Genomic DNA, 12,577 nt, shown 5'->3' on the forward strand with positions numbered 1-12,577 from the left:
GATAGGGGATGCGTTTCGCGATCATGTGGATAGTTCCGGCAGCCGGTCTATATCCGGGGTGTAGGCAAGCACGTGGCTACGTTTTCGGATAAATTGAGGGGGTGACTACTTCTCCGCTCTATCTTGCTGCGCTTGCCGTCGGGGCTCTCGGCGTCGAGATTGTCTCCACGCGCCAACCGTTTGTTGAGACGGAAGATTTTGTTTCCGGGTGCGTCCTTGATTCTCAGGGGCGCCACTGGATGGTCAAAGTTCCTCAGAATGGCACGGCGGCGACGTCGTTAGAAGCCGAAGCGGCTCTGGCTCCCCAGCTTTTGGAGGAATTGCGGGCCGGGCGCCTGCCTTTCGATATTATGCGGCCGGCCGGTTTTGTCGATGCTGATACCGGGGGTCGCGCGGTGGTCTACCCGGAGCCTTTTGGGCGGGCCCTGGTTTTCGAAGCTCTTGGTGAGGAAGAAGTGCGGGAGATGGGACGCACTCTTGCCGCGATTCACAGCATTGACCCGGATGTGGTGGCTCGTTCTGGGTTGCCTGTCTATACGGCTGGGCAGTGGCGCGCGCGGGTGCGGGCCGAGCTGGAGGCAGCCGATCAGGAAACGTCCCTTCCCACGATTTTGCGCCAGCGCTGGATGGATGTGCTGGATAGTGACGAGGTGTGGGATTTTGAAGAAACGGTTGTCCACGGTGATGTAGCTTCCGATAATTTCTTGTGGTCGAACGGCTCGGTTGCGAGCGTGCTCGGTTTCGGTGAGGCGCACGTGGGCGATCCGGCCCGCGATTTAGCGGCGATGCTTGTTCTTGATGATGAACAGTGGCCGAGTTTTATTACTTCTTATGAGAATGCGCGCTCGGTTGAGCTGAGGGAAGCGGATTACACCCGTATTATTTTCACGTCGGAGTTCGCGATTATTCGCTGGCTCATGTACGGGATTCGTACGGGCAGCATGGAGATTAGGAACGACGCCGTCCAGATGCTCGGCGCGCTGGCCGAGGACGTACGTGAGGCCCCGGATTTGCTCCCCGCTCCCCCGGCATCGGAGCCGGCTTTCACTGAAAGTGCTTCCGATGCCGAGGCGAGCGGTGCGGATGAGCTGACCGGGGAGACCGCGGTTACTGCTCCTGATTGGGCAGACCCGCACGAAGCAGAATTTCCTCCTCGCTGAGCTTTCCCGCCCGTAGTTCTTCAGCCCTATTTCCCCGCAGGTAGACGAAGGACGCGTCAATATCCGCGAGGGGGATGCCGTGCGCCCGGGACCAGGCAAGCCGGTAGAGGGCAAGCTGGAGCTCCCGAGCAGCTTTCGTTTCCCCGTAGGGGCGCCGCCCGGATTTCCAGTCCACGATAGTCACCGGGGCACGCCCGGGTACCTGTGAGGTGTCGAAAACAGCGTCGAGTGCGCAGTGGACAACATGCCCCCCGATGACCACGCCGAGTTGCTGCTCGATGGCGAGCGGCGGATAGCTGGCCCATTCGGATGCTTCGTAATTCTCATACATACGCGCGATTTCTTCTGCGCTGAGAACGGGATCATACTCGAGGGGATCCTCGCTATCAATATTGAGCACGGCGGCGCTCGCGTAACTATCAGCGATTTTTTCGTGCAGGATCGTCCCCAAACGGGCAGCTCGCGAGGGCTGGCGGGGAACCGGGCGGCGTTTATTGAGCAGATATTCTTCGCGGTGTTCAGCCCGGTAAACCAGCTCGGTGGCGGTGTAATGCCCGCCGGCCTCGGTGTACTCGGATGTTTCGGCTTGCTGTTTGCGTGCGATGAGCCGGCCGATGACCTGGGTGAGTTCGGCGCGCTGGTCAGCGTCGAGAGTTTCCGCTTCGATAGGGAGGCTGCGGGCCAGGTCACGCGGCCAGGCAAGCAGGTCGGGCGCTTCGAAATAATGCGGTACCGGTTCGAGGGCCGGCGGGTACACAACGTCTTCCCCGAAAATATCGACGAGCTCATCCACGCTCAAGCTGTCCGGTGCTATATCCGGGAATTCTTCCGGCAGCTGCACGGAGGAAACCGTGGCAGGCGAGGCAGCCAGCACCAGCTCCCCGCGGGCGGCAGCTTCCCGCACCGCGCTCAGGAAGCACGAGGGCTGCCGCGTTTCAACGCCGAGTGCGTTATCACTCCCATCTGCCGTGGTTTCGGCAGCGTTTTTCTTCGCTTGCTTTTCTGCTTTCTGTACCCGGCCGGACACATCTTTATCATCTTGGAAACAGTATCCGGCCAGTAGGAGCTCCCGGGTGGAACGGGTAAAGGCCACGTAGGCGAGGCGCCGCATTTCTTCGCTTTCGTGGTACGCCAATTCGTCGAGGAACCGCGCGTAGGTATTCGCGACGGTGATTTTATCGAGGTCGCGCGCACCGGCCAGCGTGAATTGGGGTAGGTACGGATAGTCGGTACGCAGGGGGTACGGGAACATACCGGTATTGCGCGGCCAGGCTTTCACTCCTTCGGTCACTTCGGAGAATTGGCCTTTCACGAGTTCAGGTACGACGACGAGGTCACGCCATTCCAAACCTTTGGCAGCATGGACGGTCATCAGTTGGATAACCCCGGGGGTAACGTCGACCGCGCTCTCCACCCGCGGAATATCTGCCCCGGATTCTTCTTCCCCGCCGTGTTCTTCGGTTTCCACCACATCGAGCCATTCCACGAATTCGCGCATACCACGCTGGCTATCACCGTGCGCATAGGTGCGGGCCAGGGAGATGAATTGGTCGATGGAGGTACGGACCCGCTGCCCGCCTTCACTGCGGGTAGCAGCCGCGGTATCGAGGCCGAGGAGGTGGACGGCCCGATCAATCTGATCGCCCAAAGAGTTATGCAAACCTGAACGCAAGGATGCGAGCATGGCATTCAAGCATCGCAAGCGCTCCCAGCCAATGCCGGAGAATTCGACGCGCGCGGATCGGGCTGCCTGCCTGAGCTCAGCTTCGCCCGTTCCCTCCAACTCCGGCGTATCCGCGTGCTCACCAGGGGTGCTTGGGGTGCTTGCCAGGAGCATAAGCGCGTGGAGTGCCTCGCCCAGATTGGCTTCGTCACGACTGTTGAGAAGGGGTTGCTCGGTGGCCGATGCACCCTCTGCGCCAGGCTCGCCCTCGTGGCCTGGGGCGGCGTCGTCGTTAATAAAACTGGCACGCACGTCGCTATCGACTTTGGTGACCGCCACGGCCGCGTAGCGACGCGCCCAGCGTGAAAGCGCGCGGATATCCGCCACCCCAATATTCCAGTGGGCAAGTAGGCGCGCGAGGAGGTCGCCGCGGGCCGGGTTGGCGGCCAGGCCGAGGGCGGCCCGCAGGGTAATGATTTCCGGGCGCGCCACCAGCGATTCCCCACCCACGATCTCAAATGCGAGGGGCTGGGGCACTGTGCTTCCGGGGTGAGCAGCAGATTCTCTGGCAAGCTGACTGTTGAGTTCGCGCAGGGCGGCGGCCATCATATCGATATAGGAGCGTTTGCGGCACAGGACGGCGATCTCGGCCCCGCGCGGTGCTTCACCGCGAGCGCGCCGTTCTTCGTTTTCCGCGGCTACCCGCTCGCGTACCGCGAAAATATGCCGGGCGATGCTCCGGTAGGAGTCTTCGCGCAGCAGGGTACGGATTTCGCTGACGCGCCCGGCTCCCGCTCCGGGCCGTTCCCGCAGCCGCAGCGGCGCGATATCGGCACTATCCCCCGCGCTCCCCGCCGTTCCCGCGCTTGTTGGGGCGGGCCTGAATTCGGGTGGGAAATTCGGGTGGTCGCGATCTTCGCGTAGGAACGTATCCCGTTCTAAGGGAGTGGCGACGGCGTTGCCTGCCGCGAGCACGGCTCTATCGTTACGGAAAGCGGTGGAGAGCTGGAGTTTCTCTACGTGCCCGAAAATGCGGGTGGTGTGGCGTGCGAAGTTGGTGAGGGCGGCGGCGCTGGCGCCTCGCCACCCGTAGATGGCCTGGTTCGGGTCGCCTACCGCGGTGATCGATAGGAAACCGTCGCGTTTCGCGGTAAGGGCGCTGAGGAGGAATTGTGCCTGGTTTTCGTCGGTGTCTTGGTATTCGTCGAGCAGGATGAGGCGATACCGGGAGGAGATTTCCTTGGCGATTTGGGGATAGCGGGTCATGATACGCCCGGCGATGGCGACCTGGTCGGCGAATTCGGTGACGTTGAGTTCTTTTTTGAGCTGCAGGTAGGACTCCACTAGCCCGAGCACGACTTGTTGCTGTTTGGGTACTGCCGCTCCCCCTTTCAAATTGGTGAATTTCTTGGAGGCATCCGGGTACCAGCAGCGTGCGCTCATGATGCGTGTTGAGTCGGCACATAGCGTTTCCAGGGCGTGATCTTGGGCGGTGAGGAAAGCGCGGGCTTCTGCTAGCTCTACGCCATTGGTGAGGATTCCTTGGGCGAAAGTGAGGGCATCGTTGATGAGGCTGGAGCGGCTGCGTTCGGCCAGGACCGCGGTACTAGCGCTGCTGGGCAGGGCGCTAACGACCTGGTCCATGAGCTGGACGCGTTCGGCATCCGTGATGAGGCGGGCGGTGGGATCAGCTCCGACCAGCATGCCGTAGGCTCCGGCTATGTCATTCGCAAAAGAGTTGTAGGTGGATATGACGGGACGGCGCATGGCGCTTCCCGCGTTGCTTCCTTCCGGGGCGAGGAGGCCGAGTTTTTCCAAGCTGGTGTTAACTCGTTCAGCTAGTTCCCCGGCGGCTTTCCGGGTGAAGGTGAGTCCGAGGACTTCATCCGGGCTCACGTTGCCGCAGGCCAGGTGGTAGGCGATCCGGTCCACCATGGTTTTTGTTTTACCTGATCCGGCTCCGGCAACCACGAGGATGGCTGGGGCCGTGGAGGTGATGACCCGGCGTTGTTCCGCGGTGGGTGGGTGTTCTTGGCCGGCGAGGATGCGGTCTAAAGCGGCATCGGGTTCCACTGGCGCCTGCGCTTCAACGTATTCGTGGGGGGTGGGTGTCATGAGAAGATCCGTCCTTCTTGCGTGAGGGGACTAATGGATTGAACCCGGTCATTGGCTTCTTCCAAACTGGGAGAGACCGGTACGAAGCCGCTCACCGCGATCTGGGCGGCGCTGCGCACCCGATCTTCCGCGCGAGCTGCGCTCCCCTCATCAAGAGGTGCCTGGGTGAGAACGGAGGGGCTGTGCTGTTTCTTCAAGAAATTATGCGGGTGGACGTACACGAGTTCCGCACCGGCAGCCGTGTGTTTTTCGTTGAGTGCCCACTGGTAGACCTGGAGCTGGGCGTGGTCCTCCGCTTGTGCCTCGCTGGGCTTATATTTTCCGGTTTTCAGGTCAATGACCCGGGCTCCTTCCCCGCGGTTGACGAGGCGGTCAATGGAGCCGGATACCCGTACGGGCGGGGTGCCGGGTAGCTCGCGGCTAATCCGATGTTCCACGCCTAGCAAGGTGTCCTCCCGGTGGGAATCAAGATAGATATAGAGGTTATCGACCATGTCACTGGCTTGATCGAAGAGGAGTTTGTCGTAATGGGAAGGAGTTTCGGACAGTTTTTCAGGCCAGAGCTCTACCAGACGGGCGTGCATCTGCTCCTGATTTGGTTCCTCGGCGAATTCTTCCGCGATACGGTGCACTAGGGTCCCGATGGAGGCGCTTTCGGTGCCTTCTTCCGAGCGCAGGCCCACCGCGGAACAGAATCCGTCAAGCGGGCAGGCAAGAAGGGATTCCACCGCTGAGGGACTCACGTAGACCGGGCCGGGTACCGCTGCCTCGGTTGAGGTGGCGAGTTCATCCATCCAGGTGTGCGGATCCGCCGCGCTAAATCCGGCGCTGCGCATTTTCTCCAACGCGGCCCGTGCGAAATCGCTGGATTCTCCCCCGGCACGTAGTGCCCGGCGCAGTACCCCAACGGTTTCCTCACTGCTGAGGAGCGCGGGTGGGATCGGTTGGGCAACGAGGGGACGGTGCCCGAGAGGAAGGGTGATACCCCAGCGTGGATCGCTCAGTGAGCGCACGGTACGTGGAAGATTGGGACCGCTCCTCAAAGCTCCCACTCCGGCACCTGCACCTACGCCCGCGCCTGCACTAGTACTTGTTCCGGCTGAATTTTCCGAGATATCAAAACCGAGCAGGGGGAAGAATCGCGAGGGGGTATCTCCCATACTGTCCGTGGTGGTCACGAGGAGACTGCACCGGGCCCGCGTGACCGCGAAATGTAATTGGCGTAGTTCATCAGCGATGACCGCAGACGTGGAATCACGATAGACCACACTGCCTGCGCTAGCCGCGGTTCCTGCACTAGCCGAATCGCTTGCACCAATCGCAGTGCCTGCATCAACCCCGGTGCCCGAACTGGCCCCACCGGCGAACCTTCCGGTCACAAGTTCACTAAGAAGTCCGGTACCCGTGAGGGCATCACGCGGGCGCGGATTAGGCCATACGCCATCCACCACGTGCATGAGGACAATATGATCCCATTCGCGCCCTTGAGCTCCCGCGGGAGTGAGGAGGGAAACGCTATCGGCTTCCGCCCCGCCCCGAGCGATGGAATCTTCGGGGAGTTCTTGGGAGCTCACTTCTTCCAGGAGAGTATCCACCGTGACAGCCGGGTCACGATCCGCCATGCGTTGCGCCACCCGGAAGAGGGAAATAACCGCATCGAGATTCCGGTTGGCCCGATCCGCATCCGGGCCGTGCCCGAGGGCTAATTGTTGCCATTCTTCGGATTTTCCAGCTCCCTCCCACGCGGCCCACAGCACTTCTTCCGCTTGCATGGCGCAGGCCTCCCCCGCTTCCCGAATTCGGGCGAGCAGAGCGCGCAGGGGTTCGAGTTCCGCTGCGGTGGGCCCACCGCCACCCAGGACTGCCCCGGTGAGAAGCTCCGCTTCACTGCCACGCTGCCCGGAGAGGAGAGCTTGGGCGCGCAGCCACCGGCCTACCCTTTTGATTTCGAGGGGGTCCATTCCGATGATGGGTGAGGCGAGTAATGCCGGGATATCAACGCCCTCAGGGGTGGCGAAGGCGTGCGGGCCGCTGGTGAAAGCAGCGCGGATGAGATCAAAGAGTGCGGCGACTGCCGGTTCGCGATGCAGGGGCTCATCACTAGCCAGAGGCGCTACCGGTATGCCGCGCCGCACGAGTGCATCGCGGATCCGCCCGTGTTCACTGCGCGCGCGGGTAAATACCGCCATCTGCGCGTAGGGAGCACCGGTGCGCAGGTGTACTTCTTCCAGGTAGGAAGCCACGTAGGCAATTTCTTCTTCCATGTGTGCGAAGCTGGCTCCGCGCAGTGCATCACTCCACGGATCGGTTGGCCCGCCGGGCAGTTGATCGGATATACGCGAACTTGACGCTTCTGCATCCACCCTGGCACCGTCACCATTACCACTGGTATGACCGCTGCCATGATCCGGGAGCGCTGGCCCGGCAGCGCGGTGGGCATGCACGCCCCCACCCACCGGGAGGGCCTGCTCAATGCGTTGGGCTTGGCTAATAAGGGCGGGGCCGCCGCGATGCCGCACATTGAGGTAAACAAGATCTGCATCCAAGCCGCGCGGAGCCGGATAAGCAAGATCGCCCGGGAGGGAATGCACCCCGCCGCGGAAGCCCTGAACCGCGCTATCGGGATCACCGGCCACGATGATCCGGGTTCCCTGATCACGCATCACCCGCAAGAGGGGAAGCATGGAACGCGGAGCATTCTGGGCATCATCAACAAGGACCATTGCCCAGCGCGGGCGCGGCACCGGGACCGTACGACCCGCTGCCGCCAGGTGTTCTTCCCACTCCGAGAGCATATGGGTAGCCGCACCGACGAGCTGGCTGTGATCAAGACGATCCGGGCTAGCGGCCGAACCGGCCAGCGCATCCCCCAAAGTGCGCACCTCATCGTACCGGCGCATAAGCGCGCCGGCCAGGCGCCACATCTGTGCTTGGAGTTCGGGCACGCTCCCGTTTTCTGCCCAGGCTTCCAGCTGGCTAGCATCCAGACCGAGTTCGCGAGCGCGAGTGATAAGGTTGCGTAGCTCTTGGCGTAATCCGGGAAGATCACGCACATCCTCGGTAACAAAATCGGGGAAATGGATGCCCGAGTATTCATCACTAAGAATCTCACGCACGATGCGATCCTCATCAGGACCAGAGATCAATTCGGGGTTTTCCCGCCCCAATGCTTGGGCATAGCGCTGCACAATGGCGTAGGCGAAAGCAGAAAGAGTGCGAACCTCCAGATTTTCGGGCCGCACCCCGGCCGCCAAGGTGAGCAGGTGTTGGAGGCGCGCTGCGGCCCGCCGATCCTGGGTGATGACCGCAATATTTCCTTCCTGAAGAGCCGCGCGGGCAATATGGGCGAGGACGGTGGTTTTCCCGCTTCCGGGCGCGCCAATAATGCTCAGTGTGCCCGGGGCTAATCCGCCCGCGGACCGTGCCAGAGCCGCGCTGACCGCTGCCTCTTGTGAGGCATCGAGTTGTTCGACGATCCTGTCCACCACGATCCTTTCTTCGCAGGTGCGTTGTTAGGATTAACCATACGAGAGGCTTACGACAAAATTTTTTGTCGTAAGGGGCCGCTACTGTGGAGGCATCGCAAACGCTACTGTGAATGCATCGCGAAGATGAGCTATCCGGCTCTCTCGCGGCGGTGCCCTACGGCTCCGCATCCCTAGAGTATTCAAGGAGAAACATATGGAAATCGTTATTGGTTTTCGTGAAACTACCCGTGATCTGATTTTGGAAACGGATGCCTCGGTTGAGGAATTGCGCGCGCTTGTCGATGCCAGCCTGGGTGGAGAAGGCAAGCCTCTGCGCATTACCGCGAAGAAGAACCGTGAGGTAACCATTCCCGCTGATGCTATTGCTTTCGTGGAAATCCGCGAACAGGATACCCGCCGGGTTGGCTTCGGTCTCTAGGAAATTCGTGGTGCGCGGGAGGTCGCAGCGGAATGGTCGGGTTAGTGCCGTAGAATAGCCGGGAGCCTGGAGGCCGTGTACACCGCCTCCAGGCGTGATTGATATGTGTAGCTGCCCGGTCGCTGGGGATTGTCGCGATCGGCTGCTACCTCGGGTGGTGTGCTCGGTCGCCGGTGCGCAATCGGCTGATGTGGCATATATCGCAACTGCTGCACCCACCCCTAGCTCGTGCGCGCAAGCGCACGCAGAAAGGACAGCATATGGCTTCCGGAGTGATTGATTCCTCCCGCGCTCATGAACCCACCGACACCTCCCCCGCCGCTGATATCACCGGCACAGGTGAAGGCCTCGAAACCAAGTCTTTCGCAGATTTCGGCGTTTCCGAACCCATCGTTCGTGCCCTGGAAGAGCACGGCATTACCCACCCCTTCCCGATCCAGGCCCTCACTCTTCCCGTCGCCCTGACCGGGCACGACATTATCGGGCAGGCAAAAACCGGCACCGGGAAAACTCTCGGTTTCGGTATCCCGCTCCTCGAAGTATCGATAGGCCCGGGAGAAGAAGGTTGGGAGAATATCCCGCCGGCAGATCAGGGTAAACCCCAGGCACTCGTCGTGCTTCCTACCCGCGAGCTGGCCAAACAGGTTGCTTTGGAGCTGCGTAACGCCGCCGCCCACCGCGCCTTGCGTATCGTCGATATTTACGGTGGGCGTGCCTATGAACCCCAGCAAGAAGCCCTGGCTAAGGGCGTTGAAATCGTGGTGGGCACCCCGGGCCGCATCATTGACCTCATGAAACATGGCACCCTCGTGCTCAGCCGGGTTCGCACCGTGGTCCTCGATGAGGCCGATGAAATGCTCGACCTCGGTTTTTTGGACGACGTCGAAAAAATCCTCTCCGCCGTTCCATCTACCCGTCACACCATGCTCTTCTCGGCAACCATGCCCGGTCCCGTCATCACCATGGCGCGCCGCTACATGACTAAACCGACGCATATTCGCGCCCATACCCCCGGTGATGACAGCGCCACCGTGAAAAATATTCGCCAGGTTGCCTACCGGGTCCACGCCCTGAATAAAGACGAAGTGGTTGCGCGGATCCTCCAGGCCCGCGGCCGGGATCGCTCCATTATTTTCTGCCGCACCAAGCGCAACGCGGCCCGCCTGGCCGATACTTTGCGCGAACGCGGATTCGCGGTGGGATCCCTGCATGGGGATCTGGGCCAGGGAGCCCGAGAACAAACCCTGCGGGCCTTCCGCAAAGGCAAGATTGACGTGCTTGTTGCAACCGATGTCGCCGCCCGCGGTATTGACGTGGACGATGTCACCCACGTCATCAACTACCAGTGCCCCGAAGATGAAAAGATCTACATCCACCGTATCGGGCGCACCGGCCGCGCCGGAAATAAGGGCACCGCGGTCACCTTCGTGGACTGGGAAGATATGCCCCGCTGGTCGCTTATCAGCAAGCAGCTCAACCTCGGGATGGCCGATCCGGTAGAGACCTACCACACTTCAGATCACCTCTACACCGATCTTGATATTCCCACCGATGCCGGCTCTACCCTCCCTGAATCCCAGCGGGTACTGGCCGGCCTGGATGCCGAAGAGATCGAGGACCTCGGCGAAACCGGCCATTCGCGGGGCGGGCGCAGGAATTCCCAGCGTCGCTCGGCCCGCCAGGGCGGGCGCCGCGGCCCGCGCGAACGCGGGAGCGAGCGGCGCTCTTCTCCCACCCGCGGATCGCGCCATGCCACATCCACGGGCACAACGACGGAGGGGCAGCGCTCGGGAAGCGGGCGTCGTCGTACTGAAGAAAAAGAGCAGCGCAGCGCTTCCGGGCGCACCCGCCGCAAGCTCGGCACCCCTCGCACGCGGGCCGAAACTCCCGCGGTTAGCGAGCAGGCAGGAACGCAGCGGCGTCGTCGTAAACTCTCCCGCAAACTGGACTAACGCGGATTAACAGGATCAGGCGGGCACCTCCACATTTCCCGGAGGTGCCCGCCTGAACTTTAAGAATTGCGCGGAAAAGAAGAACCTACGCGGCGCCCGGCCACACGGAAACCGCGCCGGCAATAATAAGCTGCACCGAAATAGCGGCCAGCAGCATCCCGGCAATGCGGGTGAGGAACACCGTGCCGCCTTCGCCGAGGAGCCGGTGCATGGGCGAAGCGAAACGCAATACCACCCATTCAATAATGTGCAGCAGGATAAAGGCGGCGATAATCGCGAGGATGCCGCCCAGGGTATCGCCGGATTCCTCCACCTTGATCATGATGGCGACGATCGCGCCGGGGCCGGCCAGCAGCGGAATACCCATGGGAACCAGGGCGATATTCACCGAAGAAGCCTTCGCCTCTTCTTCTTGCGGATTGGATTCGTCCTGCATGAGCTGGAGGGCGACGAGCAAGAGCAAAATACCGCCCGAAATCTGCATGGCGGCGGTGGTAATACCCAGCAAATCCAGAATGTATTTACCGAAAACCGCGAAAATCGCCAGCACAATCGCGGAGGTGAGGACCGATTGCCAGGCCGCGCGATTGCGTTCCTTATTGGTATTACGCGCGGTGAGCGCGATGAAAACCGGGAGGTTACCTAGCGGGTCGGCGATAACGAACAGGGTCATGAAGGTGGACAAGAAGATCGTGACATCAAAGACGGCCACGGGGCAGTACCTCCTGATTCTCCCCGGCGACCAGGTCCTCCACATCCGCAGGAGCGGTTTTACACCGAGCCGGACTTATAACGACACCATCCTAGGACATCCCCGCGAGAATCGAAAAGACATCCTGAAAATTTTCACGGCCGCGCCCGCGCCGGGTAGGAATGGCGCTCGCAGGTACCCGGCTCCCGCCGGAACGCTACGGCAGTGAAGCGCGTTTTAACCTAGCACAGGCAACGCGGTACCGTCGACCAGTTCGGCGATAATATCCGGGCTCGTGGTGTATTGCCCGAGCCGATTCGTTTTCCCGCGCCCGTGATAATCACTCGCCCCGAAACCGCGCAGTTGCAAACGCGCCGCAATGCGTTCCAGGCCCGGTACCAGCGCCGGATCGTTTTCCGGGTGGCGCAGCTCCACGCCGAATAGCCCGGCCGCGGCCATCTCCTCAAACGCGCGCTCGGGCACCACTTTATTGCGGGCGGGCGCCACCGGGTGGGCCAGCACCGCTTTCCCGCCCGCCGCCGTGACCATCCGGATTGCCTCGCAAGCCTGCGGCGCGTAATGGGACACATAGTAAGGCCCGTGCACGGAAAGATAGTGGGTAAAAGCCGCGCTCCGGGTGGGAACCACGCCGGCTGCCACCAGGGCATCGGCAATATGGGGCCGCCCGACCGTCGCCCCCGGAGGCGTATGAGCCACCACATCATCCCAGGTGATAGGCACGTCCACGCTGAGCTTTTCCACAATGGCCCGGGTGCGGGTGAGCCGCGACGCCCGCGTGGTAGCGATATGCTCCTGAATCGCGCCATCATGCGGATCGAAAAGATACCCGAGGATATGGCAGGTGATCCCTTCCCATTTCGTGGACAACTCCATGCCACGGATAAGTACGACGGCGCAGGAGGCCGCCGCTGCGGCGGCCTCCTCCCATCCGGCCACCGTATCGTGGTCGGTCAGCGCAATTCCGGCCAGGCCGATACTCCTGGCTTCCTCCACGAGTTCGCGCGGAGTGACCGTGGAATCGGAAGCGGTGGAATGAGTGTGGGTATCGATGGCCATGCTCTCCAGCTTA

Annotated in this window: 7 protein-coding genes; 3 read left to right on the top strand and 4 right to left on the bottom strand. The window is 61.6% G+C overall.

Annotated elements, in window-relative coordinates; translation table 11 throughout:
• The first annotated feature begins 101 nt into the window (after window positions 1-101).
• Window positions 102-1,160, top strand: a complete 1,059-nt coding sequence (locus tag ACRQHG_RS03885; RefSeq protein ID WP_435713223.1) for a phosphotransferase — start codon at window positions 102-104, stop codon at window positions 1,158-1,160.
• On the opposite strand, the gene ACRQHG_RS03890 is transcribed toward ACRQHG_RS03885, so the two are convergent.
• Both ACRQHG_RS03890 and ACRQHG_RS03895 read right to left on the bottom strand, forming a co-directional pair.
• The gene (locus ACRQHG_RS03890) at window positions 1,108-4,938 is read right to left on the bottom strand and encodes an ATP-dependent helicase (RefSeq protein ID WP_435713224.1); all 3,831 of its coding nucleotides are present in this window, start codon (window positions 4,936-4,938) and stop codon (window positions 1,108-1,110) included. The two genes, ACRQHG_RS03885 and ACRQHG_RS03890, sit on opposite strands and share 53 nt — an antisense overlap.
• A complete protein-coding gene (locus tag ACRQHG_RS03895) occupies window positions 4,935-8,423 on the bottom strand; it encodes a PD-(D/E)XK nuclease family protein (RefSeq protein ID WP_435719594.1) in 3,489 nt (1,162 codons plus the stop codon). Before ACRQHG_RS03895 ends, ACRQHG_RS03890 begins: the two co-directional genes overlap by 4 nt.
• A gap of 196 nt (window positions 8,424-8,619) precedes the next feature.
• Here ACRQHG_RS03895 and ACRQHG_RS03900 point away from each other — a divergent pair, with 196 nt between their 5' ends.
• Both ACRQHG_RS03900 and ACRQHG_RS03905 read left to right on the top strand, forming a co-directional pair.
• Complete coding sequence (locus ACRQHG_RS03900; RefSeq protein WP_087070621.1) at window positions 8,620-8,844, top strand: DUF3107 domain-containing protein; 225 nt, start codon at window positions 8,620-8,622, stop codon at window positions 8,842-8,844.
• 260 nt (window positions 8,845-9,104) lie between these two features.
• Window positions 9,105-10,796 carry a DEAD/DEAH box helicase gene (locus ACRQHG_RS03905; protein ID WP_435713226.1) on the top strand — a complete coding sequence of 564 codons (1,692 nt, stop codon included), beginning with the start codon at window positions 9,105-9,107 and terminating at the stop codon, window positions 10,794-10,796.
• A gap of 85 nt (window positions 10,797-10,881) precedes the next feature.
• Here ACRQHG_RS03905 and ACRQHG_RS03910 read toward each other — a convergent pair whose 3' ends face one another.
• Window positions 10,882-11,508, bottom strand: coding sequence for a MarC family protein (locus tag ACRQHG_RS03910; protein ID WP_026429521.1), 627 nt, complete (start codon window positions 11,506-11,508; stop codon window positions 10,882-10,884).
• Between the two features lie 216 nt (window positions 11,509-11,724).
• Complete coding sequence (locus ACRQHG_RS03915) at window positions 11,725-12,564, bottom strand: PHP domain-containing protein (RefSeq protein ID WP_435713227.1); 840 nt, start codon at window positions 12,562-12,564, stop codon at window positions 11,725-11,727.
• Window positions 12,565-12,577: the final 13 nt, after the last annotated feature.

Source organism: Actinotignum vesiculae, assembly GCF_051267215.1.
Classification (GTDB): Bacteria; Actinomycetota; Actinomycetes; order Actinomycetales; family Actinomycetaceae; genus Actinotignum; species Actinotignum schaalii.

What these genes read in the sequence shown, in the direction of transcription:
- ACRQHG_RS03905 (WP_435713226.1), top strand. Translation starts at nt 9,105, where the DNA reads ATGGCTTCCGGAGTGATTGATTCCTCCCGCGCTCATGAACCCACCGAC.
- ACRQHG_RS03890 (WP_435713224.1), bottom strand. Translation starts at nt 4,938, where the DNA reads ATGACACCCACCCCCCACGAATACGTTGAAGCGCAGGCGCCAGTGGAA.
- ACRQHG_RS03900 (WP_087070621.1), top strand. Translation starts at nt 8,620, where the DNA reads ATGGAAATCGTTATTGGTTTTCGTGAAACTACCCGTGATCTGATTTTG.
- ACRQHG_RS03915 (WP_435713227.1), bottom strand. Translation starts at nt 12,564, where the DNA reads ATGGCCATCGATACCCACACTCATTCCACCGCTTCCGATTCCACGGTC.